Below are 22,736 nucleotides of genomic sequence, written 5' to 3'. Positions count from 1 at the left end.
TAATGAAGATATTAGCAAACGACGGACTTGATCCGTCTGGGGTTCAGGCCCTAGAGGCCAAAGGATTTACAGTCCTAACCCAAAAAGTAGAACAAGAAAAGCTGATCGAATATATCAACGAAAACGAAATTAAAGTTCTTCTGGTTCGAAGTGCCACCAAAGTAAGACAACCGCTAATCGATCAGTGCGAGGGCTTAGAAATCATTGGACGAGGGGGAGTTGGAATGGACAATATCGATGTGGATTATGCGCGTTCTAAGAACATTCATGTGATCAATACGCCCGCGGCCTCTTCTGCTTCCGTAGCAGAACTCGTTTTTGCCCATTTATTTTCCGGTGCACGTTTCCTAGAAGACAGCAACCGTCAAATGCCTGTGTACGGAGATACCAAATTTGCAGAGCTAAAGAAAGCGTACGCGAAAGGGATTGAACTAAGAGGAAAAACCATTGGAATTATCGGCATGGGCCGAATTGGACAAGAAGTTGCAAAGATTGCACTAGGAATGGGTATGCGCGTGGTCGCAGCCGACAACAATGTAGGCCGCGCTTCAATCAAAGTGAAGTTCTACAACAACCAATACATTAATGTGGACATTGAAACCGAACCTTTAGAATCGGTTCTTGAACATTCGGATTTCATTACCTTCCATGTACCTTCTCAGAAAGAAGGCTATATGATTGGAGCGAATGAATTTGCCAAAATGAAGACTGGAGTGGCCATTGTCAATTGTTCCAGAGGGGGTATTATTGATGAGAACGCCTTAATCGAAGCTTTGAATACAGGAAAAGTCCTGTTTGCAGGTTTGGACGTATTTGAAAACGAACCTACACCCTCTAAAGAAATCCTATCGCACCCGAAGATTTCTTTAACGCCCCATACAGGAGCCTCTACCTTAGAAGCTCAAGATCGAATCGGCCTTTCTTTGGCAGAGCAAATCTGGAGCATCTTACAAACGGAAGGATAGACTGCGCTCGGCGTTTTTGCATTCCAAGAGTCTGATGCATCAAGCTCGGATTCATTTGCAAAATGTAGAGTACTAGAAATACAGCTTCTATTAAAATATCGAAACCGCCTAAATTTAGGCGGTTTTGCTATTTTTAATTTAGATTCTAGATTAAGCTTTTTGTCTTAATAGATCTCTAATCTCGGTAAGAAGTTCCTCTTGCGTAGGACCTGCAGGAGCAGGCGCTTCTTCTGGTTTTTGCAGTTTGTTTGCCCCTTTGATGAGCCAGAAAAGAACCATCGCGATACATAAGAAGCTGATGATAGCCGATAGGAAGTTCCCATAGGTTACGCCATTCCAGGTAAGCTTCGCAATGTCTTCAGCTCCTGCCGCTTTAAGCGCGGGATTAAGGAGTAGTGGAGTGATTACGTCCTCTACAAGAGAAGAAACGATCTTTCCAAATGCCGCTCCAATGATGACCCCAACGGCCAAGTCAATTACATTTCCTTTGAATGCAAAAGCTTTAAATTCTTGTACAAATCCCATAGTTTATTTCTTTTTTAATTGTGTTACATCTACAAAAGTAAAAAAATAATTGACTTATTTCTCTTTTGTTTTCATTTCTTATGAAAAGTTCATAACCCCTAGAGTCTGATTTAAGGATTCCATAGGAGGAAATTGAGCACCTGATCTCGTTGGCGAGGAGAAGAATCAATCAAATCGTCAAACGTTTGGTAGGGGTATGGGAAGGTGAGATGGAACTGATCTTTTTTCAGGGTGTCTGTAATCTTGGCCACAGGACTAAACACGGAATTTGGCATTTGCTTCCAAACGTTAACCACCAGCTCTGAATAGGTCTTAACCTGCGATTCGGTTAGGGTGGATTTGTTTAGAAGAACCTGGGCAATATGCGGATACATTCGAAGGGCCTTTTGTTTGGCAAGATCGGGTGTTTTTTGCCGATCTAGCTCTTTAAGATACGCCGTTTTTAGACCTTGGAGCTCTTTTTGGAGTTCGATAGAAAGAGAAATGCTTTTGCGAAGGGGCAAATACTCAGTCGCAAGTAGAGCTTCCCATCTTTGCAAATAAGAATTTCTAAGGTTTTCACTGTTAGTAGTTTGCGCCTCCATTGGGAAGGGCAGTAAAAAGCAAAGTCCGAATAAAAATAGAGTCAATGTTCGCATTGGATAAAAATAGAATTTTTTTTTGTATTTTTTCGCCGTTTTTTAATTTATGATATACACTCTACTTACCCCCACCTTTTTTGAAAAGGCAATTGTCTGGACCAACGATGTAATTTGGTCTTACGCTTTCATTCTATTATGCATTGGCACAGGACTTTATTTTAGCATTCGAACGGGTTTCGTTCAGGTTCGATTTCTGCGAGATATGATTGGTCAATTGTTTAAAGAAAATTCGAACGATAAAGGGGTCTCTCCTTTTCAAGCGTTTACCATCGCCATTGCAGGTCGAGTCGGAACCGGAAACATTGCAGGGGTCGCGACAGCGATTGCGATGGGAGGTCCAGGCGCCGTGTTTTGGATGTGGATGATTGCGTTTTTAGGAGGTGCAACCGCCTTTGTGGAAGCCGTTCTAGGACAAATCTATAAAGAAGAAAAAAATGGAAACTATCGAGGGGGACCGGCTTTCTATATTGAAAAGGGAATCGGTAAAAAATGGTATGCTGCGCTTTTTGCCATCAGTACCATTTTTGCGTGCGCATTTTTCCTTCCCGGGGTTCAATCCAATAGTATCGCAGAGAGTATGTCTAGCGCCTTTGGCATTGATAAATTTTGGGTTGGGCTAGCGGTTGTTTTTGGACTCGTTTTAATTGTGATTGGAGATGTGAAACGGATTGGAAAGTTTGCAGAAATCACAGTGCCTTTTATGGCAGGGGCTTATATCCTAATGGCAGTTGTCATAATTGGACTCAATTTTGAAAGAATTCCAGAGGTTTTTAACCTTATTTTAAGTTCTGCTTTTGGAACCGAGGCTACCTTTGGTGGGATTGTAGGATCTGCCGTGGTTTGGGGAGTAAAAAGAGGACTCTATTCCAATGAAGCAGGGCAAGGAACCGCGCCGCACGCGGCTGCGAGCGCTGCCACCTCCCATCCTGCCAAACAAGGAATCCTTCAAGCTTTTTCTGTTTACATCGATACATTATTCGTTTGCACGGCCACTGCTTTTATTATCCTCTTTTCAGGACTTTACAATGTAGGTGATGATGCAGGTGGTTTTTTAGTGAATAACCTTCCAGGCGTGGAAGAAGGACCGCTCTTTACGCAGGCTGCGATTGCTTCTTATTTTCCAAGTATAGGCCATGCATTTGTGGCGATTGCTCTTTTGTTTTTCGCATTCACCACGGTGCTTGCTTATTACTTTATTGCAGAATCCAACCTTTATTATCTTCGGAAAAAGAAAATGAGCAAACCGCTCTTATGGGCACTTCGGATTTTATTCTTCGGGAGTGTTTTCTATGGATCAGTCACAAGTGGAGGTACAGCTTGGGGGCTCGGCGATATTGGCGTGGGAATCATGGCTTGGTTAAATATTATAGCGATTCTTATTCTTCAGAAAAAAGCTTTTGTGACCCTTAAGGATTATGAAAAACAGAAAAAAGAAGGAAAAGATCCTGTCTTTGATCCAAGGAAACTTGGAATCAAAAATACCACAGAATGGTAAAAAATCTTTCCTTTTAAGCTTAAAAAACTCCAGCCTTGCTGGAGTTTTTTGTTGTGTATAGAATAATGAGTTTGATTAATTGATCTCAACTCCATTGTCTACTTCAATTTCTGGCTTTACAAAGGTAAGCTTGCCGTCTGGTTTTTGCGTAAGTAAAAGCATTCCTTGGCTTTCAATCCCGCGAATCTTACGAGGCGCAAGATTAAGTAGGATACTTACTTGTTTTCCGACGCATTCTTCGGGTGTAAAGCTTTCTGCAACCCCAGAAACCACAGTGCGGATATCCACTCCTGTATCAACCTTGAATTTTAATAGTTTGTCTGCTTTCTCCACTTTTTCTGCCTCCAAAATGGTAGCTGTACGAATGTCCATTTTGACAAAATCGTCGTAGGTGATTTCTTCTTTCATAGCATTTGCATTAGGGTTGGTTTTGTTATTGTTTGTTTTCGTGTTTTGAAGCTTCTGCATTTGCGCTTCAATCGCCTCGTCTTCTATTTTTGAGAAGAGTAATTGAGGCTCTCCAATTTCATGGCCTGTTTCTAGCAAAATAGAAGGAAGCTCTTGCCAAGGCATCTTCTCTAAATTAAACTGAGCAAGAAGGTTCTTCGAAGCGAAGGGAAGGAACGGCTCGCAAAGGTGGGCAAGCGCCGCTGCAATTTGGCTCGAAACAAATAGCGTTTGCGCTGTTTTCTTTTCGTCCGTTTTAATGGTTTTCCACGGTTCGTTCGTTTGAAGATACTGATTTCCGTAGCGAGCAAGATTCATAAGGGCGCTAAGCGCATTACGGAACTCGTAATTTTCTAAGAAATTCGAGATTTCAGCTTTTGCTTTTTCAATTTCTTGTAGTTCCTCACTCTTTGGTTCGTAGGCAGGGATTTTACCACCATAATATTTATGGTTGAGAACTGCAACGCGGTTTATGAAATTTCCAAAGATTCCCACAAGCTCAGAATTGTTTTTCGTTTGAAATTCTTTCCACGTGAAGTTGTTGTCCTTGGTTTCTGGAGCCGACGAAAGTAGGGCGTAACGTAGAGCATCCTGCTGATCTTTAAAATCTACAAGATATTCATGAGCCCAAACCGCCCAGTTTCTAGAAGTTGAAATTTTTTCGTTTTCCAGATTAAGGAATTCAAAAGCAGGAACATTGGTCGGAAGAATGTAATCTCCGTGCGCTTTAAGCATTGAAGGGAAAATGATGCAGTGGAAAACTATATTGTCTTTTCCAATAAAATGCACTAAATCACTCTTCTCACTTTGCCAGTAGTCTTTCCAGTTTTTACCGGTTTGCTCTGCCCATTCTTGAGTGAATGAAATATATCCAATCGGAGCATCAAACCATACATAAAGAACTTTCCCTTCCGCTCCTTCTAAAGGAACAGGGACTCCCCAATCTAAATCTCGGGTCATCGCTCTTGGCCTTAGCCCTTGGTCGAGCCAAGATTTTACTTGACCGTACACATTCGGTTTCCAATCGGACTTATGTCCTTTTAAAATCCACTCTTCTAAAAAGTCTTGGTATTCTTCTAGAGGAAGATACCAGTTTTTCGTTTCTCTTAAAATAGGGATTTCCCCAGAGAGCATTGATTTTGGATTTAGAAGTTCACGAGGAGAAAGGGTGGTACCGCATTTTTCACATTGATCTCCATAAGCACCTTCTTGGCCACAGTTGGGACATGTGCCTACGATATAGCGATCGGCTAGAAATTCTCCCGCCTGAACATCGTAGTACTGCTCGGAGGTTTCTTCCTCAAACTTATCCTTATTATATAGTGTCGTGAAAAAATCTTGACTTACTTCGATGTGTTTCTTAGACGTCGTTCTAGAGTAGTAATCAAATGAAATTCCTATTTGCTCCAAAGAGTTTTTCAAAATCTCATGGTATTTGTCCACGACGTCTTGAGGCGTGATGCCTTCTTTTTTTGCGCGAATTGTAATCGGGATTCCGTGCTCGTCACTTCCTCCGATAAAAGCCACGTCTCTTCCTTGGTTTCTTTGGAATCTAGCGTAGACATCAGCGGGTATATAAACACCTGCCAAATGTCCAATATGCAGAGGTCCATTGGCATAGGGGAGCGCAGCAGTAATAAGTTTTCTTTGCGACATGAGATTTTCGTATTTAAGGCAAAGATACGGTATCTTAAGACGTTTTTAAAATTTACAAATAGAAGAGTCTTAAATTTTTTTTAACACAATGTTCTAAAATTTCCTACGTCACGTTAATTTTTGGTTAAATATTTGTTTAATAATTTAGGTGCTATGAAATCTTTTGCTAAAAATAGTATATTTTGTAAAATGTTAATTATCAGACTAATAATTTAAATTTTTAGCAAAAAACAAATATTTTTTTTTTATTTTCTATCTTAATGTTTTGTTAATGTTATTTTGATTAAATTAGACCACTGTTTCCTATGTATTCAGTTTTCGTACCCTTACTTAATTGTGCATTGCGAAATGAAAAAACAAAAGAATATTAATCCTTAAACTTTATATTTGTGAGAAACTATAGTACAGTTTTGAAAATTGCGCCTGCATTTTTGCTTGCGGGTGCAATGCTACAAGGACAAACAACAGACACTTTACAGTCCGACCGTGAGACTGCCATCGAGGAGGTTGTTTTGATTGGTTACGGACAAAGAAAAAAATCAGATCTAACTGGATCGATTGTGTCTGTATCTGAGAAAGATTTCAATGGAGGAGCTACTTCACCAGAACAATTAATTCAAGGAAAAGCACCCGGTGTGGCTATTACTGGAAACAGTGGAGCCCCAGGAGCTGGTTCTACCATTCGAATTCGAGGAGGAGCTTCTTTGAACGCTAACAGTTCACCTCTTATTGTAATTGACGGAGTCCCACAGGACTTTAATGGCGTATCCGGTGCCTCGGATCCCCTTTCTTTAATTAACCCGAATGATATCGAAACCTTCGATATCTTAAAAGATGCTTCTGCTGCTGCCATTTATGGAAACAGAGCCTCAAACGGGGTTATTTTAATTACTACTAAGAAAGGTAGAGGAGGAGCTTTACGTATCAATTTCTCCACCGTAGCCTCTGTGTCAACTAAAATGGGAAATGCAGATGTATTAAGCGCTGATGAATACCGCGGGTTTGTAAACCAAGTCGGATCGGATGCAGCGAAAGCACTTCTTGGAACGGCAAACACAAACTGGCAAGATTTAATTTACCAGTCTGCATGGGGAACCGACAATAACCTCGCCATCACGGGGGGTATTAAAGGTCTTCCTTACCGTTTGTCTATCGGGTACAATGAGCAGAACGGGATTGTAAAAACCAATGAATTTAGAAGAACATCCGTAGGGTTAAATTTAAACCCAAAATTCTTTGACAATCACTTAACCGTGAATGCAAGTATTAAAGGATCCTTCACTGACAACCGTTTTCCTAATGGAGGAGCGATTAACAACGCAATTAATTATGACCCAACGCAGTCTGTTTACATGGACGATCCTCGTTTTGGAGGCTATTTCGAATGGCTTAATGCAGATGGTGGACTTAACACCGTATCGAATAGTAACCCTGTGAGTTTATTGAACGCGACTACAAACAAAGGATCTGTGTATCGCTTTATGCCTAGTATTCAATTAGACTACAAATTCCACTTCCTTCCTGATTTGCGTTGGAATGTGAATTTAGCCTATGATTATTCGAAAGGATATGGAACCAACCGTACTATAGGATTAAGTGGCGCAGGTCGTGGATTCGACAGTGTTGGCCCTTACGAACAAGAAAAGAAAAACAAATTACTCGAAACGTATTTGAATTACGTTAAAACCATTTCTTCTATCGATACCAACATCGATATTATGGCGGGTTATTCCTACCAAGATTTCTACAAAGAAAATCCTGCAGGTGTTTCCGTAAGAACCAATGTGCAGACGGGAGTAGCGGAACTCACTCCATTTAGAGAGTATGCAGACCAATTAACTTTACTTTCCTTCTTTGGTCGTGCGATCTTTACGATCTCTGATAAGTATATCTTAACCGGATCCATTCGTCGTGATGCCTCTTCTCGTTTCTACAACGGAACGACTGACAATTTATGGGGGAATTTCCCAGCGGCTGCATTTGCTTGGAAAATTAACGAAGAGAATTTCCTTAATCAGTCGAACGTCGTTTCTAATTTGAAATTAAGATTAGGATACGGGGTGACAGGTCAGCAGGAAGTAGGAGGTTCGTATCCAGCTTTCGCTCGTTACAACTTAAGTAACGATACGGCTGAGTATTTGTTCGGAGATACCTTCTATCCAATGTACCGTCCACAACAATACAATCCGTATTTAACTTGGGAAAAAACTCTAACTAAGAACATTGGTCTTGATTTCGGATTCTTCAATAACCGTATTAGCGGTTCCGTTGATGTATTCCAGAAAGAAACAGAAGACTTAATTGCTTATGTTCCTGAGGCTGCTGGTGGACTTAGTAACTACAACACCAAAAACGTTGGGGATATGACCAACGAAGGGGTGGAAGTAATTTTAAACTTCACTCCAGTGAAAACAGAGAAAGTAACTTGGGATGTAAGTTTAAACGCAACACATTACACTTCTGAGATTACAAGTCTTTCTGACCAAGTGGCTGCGGATTTTAAAATCCAAGTGGGAGGACTTTCGGGAGGAGTTGGAAACAATATTCAGGCGCACAGTGTAGGTCGCGCTCCTTATTCTTTCTACGTGTTCAAACAACTTTACGACAACCAAGGAAAACCAGTTCCGGGAGCCTATGTGGATATCAACCAAGATGGAGTGATCAACGATAGTGATAAGTATTTTTACAAATCCACTACGCCAGATGCTCAGTTTGGATTCTCCACAAGACTTGCCGTTGGAAACTGGGATTTAAGCACTTCGCTTCGCGCCGTGATTGGAAATTACGTATATAACAACGCAGCCTCAAATAGTTCCATGGCTTCTCTTAGAACCAATGGCTATTTACAAAACGTTTATAGCTCTACTGTTGAATACCAATTCCCTCAAATAAACCTTTGGTCAGATACATTCGTAGAGGATGCTTCTTTCTTAAGAATGGACAACCTTACTTTAGGGTATAACTTTGGAGAGGTATTCGGAAGCCGTAGTAGCTTAAGAGTATACGGTATGGCGCAGAATGTCTTTGTGATTTCTGATTATACAGGAGTGGATCCTGAGATTTTCGGAAACATTGACAACGGATTCTACCAAAGACCAAAAGTGTATTCACTAGGACTTAATTTTCAATTTTAATTAATTTAAAGACAGATGAAACTTTTTAATATAAAAGCCAAACATATCGTCGTAGGAGCTCTAGGTCTATTTCTAGCCTTTTCTACAGTATCTTGTGTGAAAGATTTGGAAAGGGAACCGATCACAGATCCTTCTTCTACGAACTTATATACAGACTTTAGCAATTACCCAAGTCTACTTGCAAAACTTTATGGCGGTCTTGCCTTAGGGGGACAAGAAGGAGGCGATGGGAATTCAGACATTGGCGGGATCGACGGAGGATTCTCCAGTTATATGCGTCAAATGTTCTACCACCAAGTACTTCCTACGGACGAAGCGAAAATCGCTTGGCCAGATGGAACCCTGCCTCAGATGAATATGCAGACTTGGACAGCATCCAATGAATTCGTTGCTGCACTTTACTACCGTATCTATGGTGAGATTGCATTCACCAATGAATTTATTCGTAACACTACGGATGAAAAATTAGCTGCCAACGGAATTACCGGTACGGATTTAGACGAAGCAAAAACGATGCGTGCAGAGGCTCGTTTTTTAAGAGCTCAGTCTTATTATCACGCACTAGACCTTTATGGAAACGTTCCTTTTGTAGATGAAAACTACGTGTCAGGCGGCGCTGAAAAACCAGCAAGAATTGAAAGAGCCGCTTTATTTGACTGGGTAGAGAGTGAACTTCTAGCCGTTCAAGAGGAGCTTAAGGATCCAAGAACCAACGCATACGGACGCGTGGACAAAGCGGCAGCGTGGGCTGTTCTTGCAAGACTTTACTTAAATGCGGAAGTTTATAAAGGAACTAAGCGTTATGATGATGTGATTACCTATACCGACAAGATTATTAATGCGGGATATTCTTTAAAGAAAGACCTTTTAGGCGGTGTGGATTATGGATATCAAAATCTCTTTATGGCGGATAATCACCTAAACAACCCAGAAGTTATTTTTGCGATTAATTACGATGGAAACAAAACTAGATCTTTTGGTGGAACAACTTTCTTAGTGCATGCGGCGATTGGAGGATCGATGCCTGCTTCTGACTTCGGTGTGAACGGAGGTTGGGGTGGACTTCGCGTCACCAAACAATTTGTAGGATTATTCCCAGAGGATGGATCGGACAAAAGAGGCCGTTTCTACACAGATGGACAATCGCTTGACATTTCTGAGATTAGTGATTTTAAACAAGGTTACGCCTTTATCAAATACAAAAACATCAATTACTCTGATGGTTCTGCGGGGTCGGATACAGCAGGTGATTTTGTGGATACCGATCTACCTCTTTACCGTCTTGGAGATGTGTACTTAATGTACGCAGAAGCCACTGTAAGAGGAGGAAATGGAAACATGGCAACTGCCCTAGGATATGTAAACCAGCTTCGTAAAAGAGCAGGAGTGAACCCTGCGGTAAGTCTTAGCTTAGATTTCTTACTAGCAGAACGTGCACGTGAACTTTCTTGGGAAATGACGCGTAGAACAGACCTTATCCGTTTTGGTAAATTCACGGGATCTAGTATGCTTTGGCAATGGAAAGGAGGCTCAAAAGAAGGAGCTTCCGTAGCGGAATATAGAAATTTGTATCCGATTCCAACCAATGATGTGATTGCGAACTCGAACCTTATTCAAAATCCAGGTTATTAATTCCAGCCCAAATATAATTACAATGAAAAAACAATCAATTATACAAAGAGGGTTACTCGCATTTGTGATGCTGTTAGGCCTAATGGCTTGCCAGGATAGAGAGGAACTCATTATTAGCAATGAAACGCCTGCCATTATTATGGACCTTAGTTCTGAATCTTTATTTTTAGATCAGAACTTTCCAGACAATCCGTCGCTAAACGTTTCTTGGCAACAAGCGAAGTATACGCAGCCTACAGAAGTAAAATACAAAATTGAAGCTTCGACGAGGGAGAGTTTTGAAGAGCCTTATACACTTGGAACTGTGAGCGGTTCGATTAGAACCGTCACTTACACAGTGGCTGAGATGAACAAAGCGGCTCAAACCCTAGGGATTCCAGCAGGGGAAGAAGCTCCACTTTACTTACGAGTGTCTTCTTACATTGGCGATGAAGGGGAATACCTTTCTGTGCTTTCCAACGTGACGCATTTAAATATTACTCCGTATAGCCTAGTGTATCCAACCTTCTACTTAGTAGGGGATGTGTCTTACGTAGGATGGAATGCAGGAGATGCACAAGAGCTTTACAAATCGGAAAGCAAATCTGTGATCTATACTTATATGGAGAATGGTAAAACCTTCCGATTCCTAGGACAGAAAGACTGGGACCCTATCAATTACAGTATTGATATGGCAGGTACGAAGGATGGATTCCGTTACTTTAAACAAGTATCTGGTAATATTGCTCAAGACGGAGAAGAAAACATGAAATTTTCAGAGGAAACTGGAATCTACAAAGTAGAAATCGACGCTGCCTCTGGAGTTCAGTCTCTGACGATTGAAGCTTCCGCAGTGAAAGGATTCGATTTCCCAGAAATTTACGTAGTAGGTAGCTTAAATGGATGGACTGCAGAATCGGCACTTCCTATGGCAAAGGTTTCGGATGGAGTTTATTCGATTGATGTTACGCTTGCGGACAACGAAGAATTTAAGTTCCTCGGCCAACAATCTTGGGGTGACTTAGAGTGGGCAAACATCCTTCAGGACAATGCAGGAGACTCAGGATTCTTAGGACCTAAAGGAGACAATGGAAATATCCAATACTCTGGAGGTGGTGCAGAATACACAATCACTGTAAACCTGAAAGCAGGTACCTATAAAATTGTTGCTAAATAATAAATTGAGAAGAACAATATGAAAACGATACTTAAATTTTTAGTTCTCGCTTTGGTATTTCCAATCGTCTTTCAGGCGTGTCGGGATGATGAGTTCACCGTGGGGGAAAAAGAGCCTAGCTTTGAGCTTTACAATACAACCCTAGCGAGCAGTGTTTTGTACCCTACTATGGAGAATAATGCTTTCCGTTTGGTTTGGGACAACAATTTAGGCGGTGGAAATAACTACGTAGTAGAGGTTTCTAGTCTAGAGGATTTTTCTACAAAAGTAGAATTAGGAAGTTCGGATACAACCAGTTTAACTACCACAATCGGAGCGCTAAACGAAGCTGCGATTGCAGCGGGTTTACATCCTTACGATAGTCAGAAACTTTACTTTAGAGTGGTTTCTGGATCGAATGTATCCAATGTAATTTCTACGGATATAACGACGTATCCATCTTCGAAGCCCGTAATTACAAGTCCAAGTGCAGGTGCTGAATTTGTACTCAGTATGAGTGCTCCAGACGAAGCGGCTACAACCGTGACTTGGAGTGATTATACCTACGGTACCCAAGTGGACTACCTAGTAGAAGTCGCTGTTGCAGGTTCTACGGACTATGTAGCGGCTGGAACAGTATCTGATGCCACCAGCTTAGAGTTTACCAACAAGAGCTTCAATGATGCTGTAATGACGTTAGGACTTGCACCCGATGTAGCTGCAAAAGTTGATCTTCGTGTATCTGCAAGCACAAGCTCTGTAGGAGGAACTTTACTTGCGGTCTCTACTCCAATTGAGATTAGCGTGACGCCTTACGTAGCCTACAAAGATTTATTCTTCGTGGGAGAAGCTGTAGAGGCAGGATGGAGCACAAACAATAACAACCATCCACTTTACAGGGATTCAGAGAACGTAAATAAATTTTATTACACAGGTTATTTTAATGCAGGAGGATTTAAAGTTCTTGAGCAGTTAGGAGATAATACCTGGAATCCACAGTGGGGAGTTACCGATGGAGTTGTTCATGCGAGCAATCCAGACGGTTCCAATGAGCCAGGCACTTTCAATATTCCTTCGGCTGGATACTATACGTTTGAGCTTGATATTCTTGCGAAAACCTATAAAATTGCTCCTTATACTGGTGAGCAGAAAATCTATCCAATCATGGGAATTATTGGAAACAGTACTCCGCTACTTTGGGACGCCCAAACCGACATGGTTCATTCTACCTTTGATGTTCACCAGTGGAGCCTTACCGATGTAAGTCTAACCGCAGGTGAAATCAAATTTAGAGCAAACGATGCGTGGGATGATAGTTGGGGAAGTACGAGCCCAATATCAGGCAAAGGACTTTATGGAGGACCAAACATTCCAGTGAGTGAAGCCGGTATCTATGACATCTTTTTCAATGATTTAGATGGCCGCTATATCCTTATCAAAAAATAGAAGAGAAATCTTTCTGTTAAAAAAGAAAAACTGTTGCTTTTGGCAGCAGTTTTTTTTATCTTTCATGTTCATTAAAAAAATCTATAATGCATAAATTAAATCTGAGCATCGTGGCTTTGCTTCTTGGAGGTATATCCCTTAATGCTCAAACACTTAAATCACCAAATGGAGAGTTTGAAATGAATTTCAAGCTTAAGGAAGGTGTGCCTTATTACCATTTAAAATACAAAGGGGAGACGGTCGTTGAAGATTCAAAATTAGGACTCAGACTTTTCGATGACAAAGGAATTGAATTTGCAAGTGCAATTGATAAGAATTCTTCTAGTCCCACGGACCTTCTAAGTGGCTTTGAGAAGACGGCAGAAAAAACGGATTCGAAGAACGAAGTATGGAAGCCTATTCTTGGAGAGAAAAAGGAGTATGTGAACCATTACAATGAACTTGCCGTTACGCTAGATCAGCCTGCAAACAAACGCCACATCGTGGTAAAGTTTAGACTTTTTAACGACGGACTCGGTTTCCGTTATGAGTTTCCAGAACAGGAAAATCTAAATTATTTCCGTTTAAAAGAGGAGGACAGTGAATTCGACCTGCCTTGGGACACCAAAACGTGGTGGATTACGGGAGATTACGATTCTCAAGAATACAAATACATGACCACCAAACTCTCAGAGATTCCAGCTCGTTGGGCGACTTCTTTTGATAGCAATGCGTCACAAAAATCGGTGGAAAACTCGGTTCAGTCTCCGGTCATGTTGAAAAAAGAAGGAAAAAATCCACTTTATTTAAACATTGCAGAAGCTGCGGTGATTAACTATGCCGCTTCCCATTTAGAAGTAGACGCAAATGAATTTAAATTCAAAACTCATTTAACTCCAGATGCGCAAGGCGTGAAAGGGTATTTACAGACCCCAGCTGTTTCCCCGTGGAGAACGGTGATTGTCTCGGATAAAGCAGAAGAGGTTTTAGAATCGAAAATGCTTTTCAATTTAAACGAACCTACCTCTTATACCGATACCTCTTATATCAAACCTACGAAGTACATGGGTGTATGGTGGGAAATGATTATTGGAAAGTCCAACTGGGCGTATTCCACGGCTAAAAATGTTCATTTAGGCAAAACCGATTTCTCTAAATTGACGCCGAATGGCAACCATGCAGCTAACACCACGAAAGTGAAAGAGTACATTGATTTTGCGTCTAAGCATGGATTTGATGCTCTTTTGATTGAAGGTTGGAACGAAGGATGGGAAGATTGGTTTGGAAATTCCAAAGAATATGTTTTTGATTTCATTACTCCTTATCCTGATTTTGACATTGATGAGCTCAATTCGTATGCCCATAAAAAAGGCATGAAGCTTATGATGCACCATGAAACCTCAGGTTCCGCTACGAATTATGAACGTTGGGCAGACAAGGCCTTCGCCCTTATGAACAAATACGATTATCCTTCTGTGAAAACAGGGTACGTGGGAGATATTATTCCACGTGGAGAGCATCATTATTCTCAATGGACCAACAACCATTACATTCGAATTGCTGAGAAGGCAAACGAATATAAAATCATGGTGAATTCACACGAAAGTGTACGCCCTTCGGGACAAAGCCGTACCTATCCGAACTGGGTGGCTGCTGAGGCCGCTCGAGGAACTGAGTATGAGGCTTTCGGTGGAAACGATCCTGAGCATCAAACCATTTTGCCGTTCACTCGTTTCATGGGAGGGCCGATGGATTACACGCCTGGAATCTTCCAAACACAACTTAATTACTATTTTCCAAACGATACTCGTTTTGTAAAAACCACGTTGGCTAAGCAATTAGCACTTTATGTGGTGATGTATTCTCCCCTACAAATGGCAGCGGATTTACCGGAAAATTATGAAAGACACCTCGATGCATTCCAGTTTATAAAAGATGTAGCTGCGGATTGGGACGATACGAAAATTCTATCGGCCGAGCCGGGAGATTATATCCATACAGCTAGAAAAACCAAAGGAAAAGACCAGTGGTTTGTTGGAGGGGTAACCGACGAAAACGCAAGAACCTTCACAGTGGATTTCTCTTTTCTTCCTAAGAACAAGAAATACGAAGCGGTTATCTACAAGGACGGAAAAGACGCGGATTACATTACGAATCCCCAAAGCTATGAGATTGTGAAAAAAACAGTCACTAGCAAGACCAAACTTCCTATTCATTTGGTAAGAAGTGGCGGATATGCCATTTCTGTGAATCCAATTAAATAAATTCCATTTTGCAATGAAAGGCGCCCTAAGTAGCGTCTTTCATTTTTTAATTCCAATTTAGATTATGAAAAAATTATCCTTACTTTTTCTTTTGCTTTCCTTCAGCCTCACCCTGGCTCAACTCAAAAAAGTGGAACCCGCTTTTTGGTGGAAAGGCATGGAAAACACAGACCTGCAGATTTTACTTTATGGCCCTTCCATAGCAAATCAAACCCTTGAACTTTCAGGCGGTTTAAAACCAAAAGCGGTTGAGAAAGTCGAAAACCCTAACTACCTATTTGTCACAATTGATACAAAAGAGGTTAAAGGAGAGGACTTTAAGATTACCTTGAAAGAAAACGGGAAAGTAAAAAGTACGTACAATTACGAACTGAAGACCCGAAAAGAAGGCTCAAAAATGCGCAAATCCTATACCTCTGCAGATGTGATGTATTTGATTATGCCGGATCGATTCGCAAATGGCGATCCTTCCAACGATTCGCAAAAGGATTTGATTGAAAAAAGCAATCGCAATTCTCCTGGCGGACGTCACGGTGGGGATTTAAAAGGCATTCTAAACCAACTTGATTATTTAGAAAACCTAGGCGTGACAGCCCTTTGGCTCACGCCTGTGAATCAGGACAATGAGAAAGGGTATTCTTACCATGGATACGCTCAAACGGATCTTTATAAGATTGACGCTCGCTACGGGAGTAACGAGGAGTACAAAAAACTCTCTCAGGAACTTAACAAACGCGGGATGATGCTCATTCAGGATTACGTGACCAACCACTGGGGAATTTCTCATTGGATGATTCAAGACCTACCGGAACAAACTTGGATTCATCAGTTTAAAGACGGAGGAGGACGCTATGGATTTAAGCGTTCCAACTACCGAATTACCTCTCAAATGGATGGGAACGCATCGGAAGTGGACCGCAATGGGGCTCTCAACGGGTGGTTTGATACCACAATGCCCGATTTAAATCAAGCAAACCCCCGATTGCTAACTTATTTGACGCAGAATGCCATTTGGTGGATCGAATATGCAGAACTAGGAGGACTTCGAGTGGATACCTATCCCTACAATAACAAAGAAGCGATGGCGAACTGGGCAAAAGCTCTCACGGACGAATATCCAAACCTTAACATTGTAGGAGAGGCCTGGATGCAATCGCCAGCGCACATTGCGTATTGGCAGAAGGATTCCAAAGTAGGGGAAATTGACCAGTACAATTCCTATTTACCCTCCGTAATGGATTTCTCTCTTTATACGGAACTGCCTTCTGCACTAAAAGGACCGGAGTCTTGGGACAAAGGAATGATGCAGATTTACAATTCTTTAAGCAATGATTTTCTTTATCCAGATGTAAATAACCTTTTGGTCTTTTTTGAAAACCACGATACGGAAAGGCTTAATGAAATGTTCGGTGGAGATCCCGCGTATTATAAACTTGCCTTAAGTCTCATTTCAACCATTCGAGGAATTCCTCAAATTTACTACGGTTCTGAAATAGGGATGCGCGGAGAAAAATCGAAAGGAGATGCGGACATTCGTCGTGATTTCCCTGGTGGATGGGCGAGCGATAAGCAAAATGCCTTTACTGAATCAACACAGACGCCCGAGCAAAAGGAATACTACGCATTTACCAAAAAGCTTCTCAATTGGCGTAAATCCGCCGAGGTGATTCATTCGGGAAAAACCACGCACTATATGCCTACCGACCAAGTGTATGTCTATTTCCGTTATACGGATAACAAGAAAGTAATGGTGGTATTAAATAACAACGAAAAACCTGTTGATTTATCCTTAGTACGCTTCAAGGAAAGTCTTGAGGGGATTTCTAGTGGAAAGGATGTCATGTCTGAAAAAACCTTCTCCATTTCTCCTGATCAAAACCTTACGGCACCTGCTAAAAACGCGCTTATCTTAGAACTAAACTAGACCCTATGAAATCCTTTTGTTTTATACTAAGCCTTTTTCTAAGTCCTTTACTAAGCTCAACGCTTAGCGCTCAGTCTTCTTTAAGTAAGGAAACTCAAAATGAAAATGAAGTGGGAGTCCGTATGGACCGCTTTCATAAAATGGCGGCAGAGGCTAATTTCGAGGAGTACTTTAAACTCTTTGCTAAGGACTCAGAGTTTATCGGAACGGATGCCCTAGAAACCTGGAACAAAGAGGAATTTATGGCCTATGCGAAGCCTTATTTTGATAAGGGCAGAGGATGGAGCTATTTGCCCCTTAAACGAACGATACACCTAAGTGAAGATTCTAGGTGGGCTTGGTTTAGTGAACTGCTCGATAGTCAATACGGGCTCTGCCGAGGTTCAGGTGTCTTGGAATTGCAGGAGGGGGAGTGGAAACTTCGTCAGTACGTGCTTAGTTTGACTGTGCCCAATTCCGTCGCCGGCCAAGTGGTGCAAATAAAATCTTCAGAAGAAGCGCTTCAAAAGGAAAAACTTAAGTAAATTTGACTTCCTTAGTCAATGATAATAATTAGTCTTTTATGTCCAATTCTATAAAACCAAACTTATCCCTTGCTCAGATTATTAACATGAGTATGGGATTTTTAGGAATCCAAATGGCCTTCGGCCTTCAAAATGGAAATGCCAGTCGTATTCTTCAAAGCTTTGGTGCGGATGTGCACCATTTGTCTTGGTTCTGGCTAGTCGCTCCGATTACGGGATTAATTGTTCAACCCATCATTGGGCATATGGGCGACCATACGTGGAGCGATAAATGGGGCAGACGCAAGCCTTATTTCTTAATAGGTGCCATTTTGACTGCAGTAGGACTTGTCTTATTGCCTAATTCCGCTTCTGTAGGGGTGTTTTTAGCAGCAGGAGTCCTGCTTTTTGCAGTTCTCTTCCTCGCGCTAATGGATGCATCCATTAACGTGGCGATGGAACCCTTTAGAGCTTTGGTTGGAGATATGCTTCCCAAGCACCAAGGAACCATTGGCTTTTCGGTTCAAACCATTTTGATCGGAATTGGTGCGGTCATTGGGTCTAACATGCCCCTCTGGTTAACCAAACTAGGGGTTTCCAATGTCGCTGCAGAAGGATTTGTTCCCAATTCTGTAATCTATTCTTTTTATGTAGGAGCGGTCATTCTGATTCTTACTATTCTGTATACCATTTTTACCACAAAAGAATACTCCCCGAAGGAGTTGGCTTCGTTTTCAAAAGAAGTTGAGGTATCGCAGGAAAAACCTAAATTTTCTGACATAGCGAAGGATTTCACAAAGATTCCTCCTCTGATGAGAAAACTTGGACTCGTTCAGTTCTTTTCCTGGTTTGCACTCTTTACTATGTGGGTTTATACCACAAGCTCCATTGCCACTCATCATTTTGGACTTGCCCCTTCGGATGCCTCGTCAGCCGAGTTTAATGAGGCTGGGAATTTAGTAGGGGTACTCTTTGGGTATTACAATCTATTTGCCATTGGATTTGCTTTCCTTCTGACTCCACTAGCTAGAAAAATTGGGAAGAAGCAAACCCACGCCCTTGCCCTATTTTTTGGAGGACTAGGACTTATCTCCATGTATTTCATTAAAGATCCAGGGTATTTGTGGATTTCTATGATTGGGATTGGGTTTGCCTGGGCTAGTATTTTGGCTATGCCTTATTCGATGCTTATTCATGCCATTCCGCAGCATAAAATGGGTGTGTATATGGGAATCTTCAATTTTTTCATTGTCCTTCCTCAGATCGTAAATGGAATTATTGGCGGACCGATTGTGAGCTCCTTTTTCGGAAACCATGCCATGGGCTATCTAATCATGGGGGGGATTGCGATGCTCGTTGCTGCCGCATGTTCCTTAAGCTTAAAAGGAGTCGGAAAAGAAGGGGAAATCGAGAATCCGGTAGAGCTATCCTAAGAGAAAAACCTACTATTTTTTTTGAACTCATAAGATTTGTTAAAGTCGGTCATTCCTTTGTTTTTGAGGAGAAACCGTCGTAACTTTCGTAAGTTCCTTCGTGGGAAAAAGGCTTTTTTAAAGGGCTCCCAGAGGAATGCAGCAAAAGTTTAAAAAATAAAAGGAAAGGTATGAGTTTATTAAGTGGAAAAGTAGCGCTTGTGACGGGCGCAGCCTCTGGAATTGGAAAGGCAATTGCAGAAATTTACGCCAAAAACGGTGCGAAAGTAGTGGTCTCCGACATTGATCCCAAAAGTGGAGAGGCATTTGTCGAAGAATTAAAAGCCAAAGGGGCTGAGGCCCTATTTGTAAAGGCCAACACAGCGGACGCGGGTGAGGTTGAGCAGCTCGTTGAAAAGACAGTGGAGCATTTTGGTCGTCTTGACATTGCTTGCAACAATGCAGGTATCGGTGGCGAATTGAACCCTACAGGGGATTTGAGTTTAGAGGGTTGGAAAAAAGTCATTGACATTAATCTAAACGGTGTGTTCTACGGAACCAAATTCCAAATTAATCAGATGCTAAAAAACGGAGGAGGAGCCATTGTAAACATGGGATCCATCCATAGCATTACCGGTGTTTTGGGGTCGAGCGCCTATGCAGCAGCTAAGCACGGCGTCTTAGGTCTTACCCGAACCGCGGGTTCCGAGTATGCCTCCAAAAACATTCGAATTAATGCAGTCGGGCCAGGGTACATTGACACTCCGCTTTTGGATTCTTTAGATCCACAAACCAAAGCCTTGCTCGTAGAGAAGCATCCCCTAGGTCGATTAGGGAATGCGGAGGAAGTGGCTCAATTTGTACTGTTTTTAAGTTCAGATCTTGCCACGAACATCAATGCAGGGTATTATGCCATTGACGGCGGGTATACCGCTCTTTAAAGCTTAAATCACATTCTCCAAATAGGCTATTGCCTTCTGCGGAGAATGTGATTTTTCGATACTTCTATATCTATAAAGAAATTCACTGGTATTTTTCAATAAACTCCTTTAAGGTCGGGAGTTCACTTTTTTCAATCGGTTTTCTCGAAGTAAGTAGCGTGATTACATCGTGGGCTTTAAGTAGGTCTAGGAAGGGAAGAGAATTAGGATTCGCTTCTAGCTCCTCACGGTATAGCATCGAGAACTCTTCATAAGTAACTTCCTCCTTATGGTAGGACTGCCTTAAGGCTGTCGTAGGAGAAATTTCCTTCGCCCAATAATCGATTTGAGCATCGGATTTCTTGAGGCCTCGCGGCCACAATCGATCAGCCAGCACCCGAAACTCCTCCTGCGGTTCGATATCGTCATAGGTTCGTTTGGTTCTTATTTTCATTTTTTCTTACCCTTAGCGGTTTTCTTTACGAAAGTTACGATTTTGATTTTAAAAGGGGGGATTACGACCGTGCTTTCTTATCGTAGGTCAATGCACCGCAGGGATCTAATGCGCATCTTTGCAGTACCAAATTAACCTATATACATACATTATGAAATCAACAATTTTTAAAGCAGACTCTAGAGGAATGGCTGACCACGGATGGCTTAAGAGTTTTCATACGTTCAGTTTTGCGAATTACTACAACCCAGAGAGAATGAGTTTTGGCGCATTGCGCGTACTCAATGACGATACCGTAACTCCAGGGATGGGTTTTGGAACTCACCCGCACCGCGATATGGAAATTATTTCCATTCCTTTAGAAGGAGATCTTGAGCACAAAGACTCCATGGGAACTACAGCGGTCATCCGCAAAGGCGAAATCCAAGTGATGAGCGCCGGAACGGGAGTGATGCACAGTGAGTACAATAAGAATGCGAACGAACCTGTGAAATTCCTTCAAATTTGGATCGTACCTAATAAGATGGGGGTGACTCCTCGTTACGATCAAATCGACATTGAAAAGAATGCAACTCCAAATGAATTTCAACAAATTCTTTCTCCAAGTCCAGAGGATCCAGGGGTTTGGATTCACCAAGATGCTTGGTTTAATCTTGCAAAATTTTCAACCGGAACGTCTAGAAAGTACACCATAAACAAAGAAGGAAACGGTGTTTTTGTCTTTGTTCTAAAAGGAAGTGCGAAAATCGGAGATATTGAACTCTCAGAAAGAGATGCCGTAGGACTAGAATCTTTAAGTGATTTTGAATTGGAAGCGCTAGCGGATTCAGAAATCCTACTTATGGAAGTGCCTATGCAGTTCTAGAAGAGTTGAAACCTGTACAGAAGGGACCAATCACCAAAGTCGTCCCCTTTGAAGCCAAATCACAAATTAGTTAATAAAGAAGGAAAAGCCGTCTCGATTAAGTATCGAGACGGCTTTTTACCTTCTTCCAATTCAACCTTAAGCTTTCTTTTTAGGAAGAAGCTTTTTTCCTACTGCTAAAAGAATAACCATAAGAAGTCCTGCGATAATGCCTAATATAAGTTGTTTAATCATCCCTGGGATTTCTGGGAAGCTGTTGTGGATGAATTCCACATTGTGATCGAAAATCCCTCCCGAGACAAGCAGTAGGGCAATCGTTCCAATGATTCCAAGGGCTTTAATGACGATGGGCAAAGCTTTGACTAAAATTTCTCCAAGGGTTCTAAAGATTCCGTCGCCCTCTGATCTTTTAATAAGCTTGTAGCCCACATCGTCCATTCTTACAATCACAGCGACAATTCCATAGACGCCAAGGGTTGCTATGATGGCCACGACTGAGACCGTGATAATTTGAATCATTAAAGACTGATGCAAAACCGTTCCCAGTGCAATGATGACAATTTCAATGGAGAGGATAAAGTCTGTAGACACCGCAGATTTGATTTTTGCTTTCTCGTTCTCTGAATCGCTCGTGTTTTGTTCTTCTATGACCTCTTCTCCTTTTTTAGATCGGTGAAAAAGAAACTCTACAATTTTCTCCATTCCTTCGTAGGCGAGATAAAGTCCTCCAAAAATGAGGATGATGGTGATAGCAGGAGGGTAAAGCGCTTGAAGGACAAAAGCAATGGGAACAATTATGAGTTTGTTCACAAAGGATCCTTTCATAATGGAAAGCAGTACAGGTACCTCCCGTGAGGAGAGGAATCCCGTTGCTTTTTCTGCATTGACCGCTAAGTCATCGCCAAGGATTCCTGCAGTTTGTTTGGTTGCGACTTTAGATGCGACGGCAACGTCGTCCATTAACGCTGCGATGTCGTCAAGTATTGCGAAAAATCCAGATGCCATAAATTTTTAATATATGCAAAAATAACTTTTTCTTGGGAAATTAATTTACAAAACCTCGCAAAACACTTCTAAAATCCATGGTTCAAAATTCTAAGTGGATTAATTGCCGTAATTATTTTTTAATGAGCCTAAAAACCCTTATTTTCGCAGAAGTAAAATTTAAGAGTTTTGAATCAGTCTCCATGCCATTTTCAGTCGGTGAAATTCCATACGAATGAGTCATGCACATGTGCTGAGTAAAAGTTGACGCCGATGGTCTTAGGATAGTCGGCTTTTTTATTTAAGGTACCTGAGCGGAGAACAGGTTCAAGAATCCTGATTTTAGTTGAATTTA

General features: G+C 41.6%; 17 protein-coding genes. 12 read left to right on the top strand and 5 right to left on the bottom strand.

The genetic code is table 11. The features are described 5' to 3' along the window. The first annotated feature begins 2 nt into the window (after positions 1 to 2). Positions 3 to 965, top strand: coding sequence for a D-2-hydroxyacid dehydrogenase (locus tag AC3IRX_RS02505; RefSeq protein WP_489210911.1), 963 nt, complete (start codon positions 3 to 5; stop codon positions 963 to 965). Positions 966 to 1,115: 150 nt separating this feature from the next. On the opposite strand, the gene mscL is transcribed toward AC3IRX_RS02505, so the two are convergent. Beyond that, entirely contained in the window at positions 1,116 to 1,490 is a 375-nt protein-coding gene (gene mscL / locus AC3IRX_RS02500) for a large conductance mechanosensitive channel protein MscL (protein WP_489210910.1), read from the bottom strand. Positions 1,491 to 1,600: 110 nt separating this feature from the next. Then, positions 1,601 to 2,128, bottom strand: a complete 528-nt coding sequence (locus AC3IRX_RS02495; protein WP_489210909.1) for a hypothetical protein — start codon at positions 2,126 to 2,128, stop codon at positions 1,601 to 1,603. 49 nt (positions 2,129 to 2,177) lie between these two features. On the opposite strand from AC3IRX_RS02495, the gene AC3IRX_RS02490 reads away from it, so the two are divergent. Further along, positions 2,178 to 3,626 (top strand): alanine/glycine:cation symporter family protein, encoded by a 1,449-nt coding sequence (locus AC3IRX_RS02490; protein WP_489210908.1) that lies wholly within the window; start codon positions 2,178 to 2,180, stop codon positions 3,624 to 3,626. A gap of 75 nt (positions 3,627 to 3,701) precedes the next feature. On the opposite strand, the gene metG is transcribed toward AC3IRX_RS02490, so the two are convergent. Next, a complete protein-coding gene (gene metG / locus AC3IRX_RS02485) occupies positions 3,702 to 5,729 on the bottom strand; it encodes a methionine--tRNA ligase (protein ID WP_489210907.1) in 2,028 nt (675 codons plus the stop codon). Between the two features lie 389 nt (positions 5,730 to 6,118). Here metG and AC3IRX_RS02480 point away from each other — a divergent pair, with 389 nt between their 5' ends. The 9 genes from AC3IRX_RS02480 to AC3IRX_RS02440 all read left to right on the top strand — a co-directional run bounded on the left by AC3IRX_RS02480 (position 6,119) and on the right by AC3IRX_RS02440 (position 20,099). Beyond that, positions 6,119 to 8,863 (top strand): SusC/RagA family TonB-linked outer membrane protein, encoded by a 2,745-nt coding sequence (locus AC3IRX_RS02480; RefSeq protein ID WP_489210906.1) that lies wholly within the window; start codon positions 6,119 to 6,121, stop codon positions 8,861 to 8,863. A 15-nt stretch (positions 8,864 to 8,878) separates the two neighbouring features. Beyond that, entirely contained in the window at positions 8,879 to 10,495 is a 1,617-nt protein-coding gene (locus AC3IRX_RS02475) for a RagB/SusD family nutrient uptake outer membrane protein (RefSeq protein ID WP_489210905.1), read from the top strand. 22 nt (positions 10,496 to 10,517) lie between these two features. After that, positions 10,518 to 11,651: a SusE domain-containing protein gene (locus tag AC3IRX_RS02470; protein ID WP_489210904.1), complete on the top strand. Its 1,134-nt coding sequence runs from the start codon at positions 10,518 to 10,520 to the stop codon at positions 11,649 to 11,651. A gap of 18 nt (positions 11,652 to 11,669) precedes the next feature. Then, entirely contained in the window at positions 11,670 to 13,076 is a 1,407-nt protein-coding gene (locus AC3IRX_RS02465; RefSeq protein ID WP_489210903.1) for a SusE domain-containing protein, read from the top strand. An 86-nt stretch (positions 13,077 to 13,162) separates the two neighbouring features. Beyond that, positions 13,163 to 15,319, top strand: a complete 2,157-nt coding sequence (locus AC3IRX_RS02460) for a glycoside hydrolase family 97 protein (RefSeq protein ID WP_489210902.1) — start codon at positions 13,163 to 13,165, stop codon at positions 15,317 to 15,319. 64 nt (positions 15,320 to 15,383) lie between these two features. After that, positions 15,384 to 17,243 carry a glycoside hydrolase family 13 protein gene (locus tag AC3IRX_RS02455; protein ID WP_489210901.1) on the top strand — a complete coding sequence of 620 codons (1,860 nt, stop codon included), beginning with the start codon at positions 15,384 to 15,386 and terminating at the stop codon, positions 17,241 to 17,243. Between the two features lie 5 nt (positions 17,244 to 17,248). Continuing rightward, positions 17,249 to 17,767 carry a nuclear transport factor 2 family protein gene (locus tag AC3IRX_RS02450; protein ID WP_489210900.1) on the top strand — a complete coding sequence of 173 codons (519 nt, stop codon included), beginning with the start codon at positions 17,249 to 17,251 and terminating at the stop codon, positions 17,765 to 17,767. Positions 17,768 to 17,805: 38 nt separating this feature from the next. Next, on the top strand, positions 17,806 to 19,179 hold the full coding sequence (locus tag AC3IRX_RS02445) for an MFS transporter (RefSeq protein WP_489210899.1): 1,374 nt from the start codon (positions 17,806 to 17,808) through the stop codon (positions 19,177 to 19,179). A 170-nt stretch (positions 19,180 to 19,349) separates the two neighbouring features. Then, complete coding sequence (locus tag AC3IRX_RS02440; protein WP_489210898.1) at positions 19,350 to 20,099, top strand: SDR family NAD(P)-dependent oxidoreductase; 750 nt, start codon at positions 19,350 to 19,352, stop codon at positions 20,097 to 20,099. An 82-nt stretch (positions 20,100 to 20,181) separates the two neighbouring features. Here the strand turns inward: AC3IRX_RS02440 and AC3IRX_RS02435 are convergent, their stop codons facing one another. Beyond that, on the bottom strand, positions 20,182 to 20,532 hold the full coding sequence (locus AC3IRX_RS02435) for a DUF488 domain-containing protein (protein ID WP_489210897.1): 351 nt from the start codon (positions 20,530 to 20,532) through the stop codon (positions 20,182 to 20,184). Positions 20,533 to 20,683: 151 nt separating this feature from the next. On the opposite strand from AC3IRX_RS02435, the gene AC3IRX_RS02430 reads away from it, so the two are divergent. Then, on the top strand, positions 20,684 to 21,397 hold the full coding sequence (locus tag AC3IRX_RS02430; RefSeq protein ID WP_489210896.1) for a pirin family protein: 714 nt from the start codon (positions 20,684 to 20,686) through the stop codon (positions 21,395 to 21,397). 138 nt (positions 21,398 to 21,535) lie between these two features. On the opposite strand, the gene AC3IRX_RS02425 is transcribed toward AC3IRX_RS02430, so the two are convergent. Beyond that, positions 21,536 to 22,402, bottom strand: a complete 867-nt coding sequence (locus AC3IRX_RS02425; protein ID WP_489210895.1) for a DUF808 domain-containing protein — start codon at positions 22,400 to 22,402, stop codon at positions 21,536 to 21,538. Between the last annotated feature and the right edge of the window lie 334 nt (positions 22,403 to 22,736).

The organism is Epilithonimonas sp. KH_059 (genome assembly GCF_057838485.1).
Note: the sequence above shows the minus strand (reverse complement) of the source record. Positions and strands in the feature narration are given on the sequence as shown.

Coding starts and splice junctions, on each gene's coding strand:
- AC3IRX_RS02465 (WP_489210903.1), top strand. CDS start 11,670: ATGAAAACGATACTTAAATTTTTAGTTCTCGCTTTGGTATTTCCAATC.
- metG (WP_489210907.1), bottom strand. CDS start 5,729: ATGTCGCAAAGAAAACTTATTACTGCTGCGCTCCCCTATGCCAATGGA.
- AC3IRX_RS02470 (WP_489210904.1), top strand. CDS start 10,518: ATGAAAAAACAATCAATTATACAAAGAGGGTTACTCGCATTTGTGATG.
- AC3IRX_RS02460 (WP_489210902.1), top strand. CDS start 13,163: ATGCATAAATTAAATCTGAGCATCGTGGCTTTGCTTCTTGGAGGTATA.
- mscL (WP_489210910.1), bottom strand. CDS start 1,490: ATGGGATTTGTACAAGAATTTAAAGCTTTTGCATTCAAAGGAAATGTA.
- AC3IRX_RS02445 (WP_489210899.1), top strand. CDS start 17,806: ATGTCCAATTCTATAAAACCAAACTTATCCCTTGCTCAGATTATTAAC.
- AC3IRX_RS02450 (WP_489210900.1), top strand. CDS start 17,249: ATGAAATCCTTTTGTTTTATACTAAGCCTTTTTCTAAGTCCTTTACTA.
- AC3IRX_RS02425 (WP_489210895.1), bottom strand. CDS start 22,402: ATGGCATCTGGATTTTTCGCAATACTTGACGACATCGCAGCGTTAATG.
- AC3IRX_RS02505 (WP_489210911.1), top strand. CDS start 3: ATGAAGATATTAGCAAACGACGGACTTGATCCGTCTGGGGTTCAGGCC.
- AC3IRX_RS02475 (WP_489210905.1), top strand. CDS start 8,879: ATGAAACTTTTTAATATAAAAGCCAAACATATCGTCGTAGGAGCTCTA.
- AC3IRX_RS02495 (WP_489210909.1), bottom strand. CDS start 2,128: ATGCGAACATTGACTCTATTTTTATTCGGACTTTGCTTTTTACTGCCC.
- AC3IRX_RS02455 (WP_489210901.1), top strand. CDS start 15,384: ATGAAAAAATTATCCTTACTTTTTCTTTTGCTTTCCTTCAGCCTCACC.
- AC3IRX_RS02430 (WP_489210896.1), top strand. CDS start 20,684: ATGAAATCAACAATTTTTAAAGCAGACTCTAGAGGAATGGCTGACCAC.
- AC3IRX_RS02440 (WP_489210898.1), top strand. CDS start 19,350: ATGAGTTTATTAAGTGGAAAAGTAGCGCTTGTGACGGGCGCAGCCTCT.
- AC3IRX_RS02435 (WP_489210897.1), bottom strand. CDS start 20,532: ATGAAAATAAGAACCAAACGAACCTATGACGATATCGAACCGCAGGAG.
- AC3IRX_RS02490 (WP_489210908.1), top strand. CDS start 2,178: ATGATATACACTCTACTTACCCCCACCTTTTTTGAAAAGGCAATTGTC.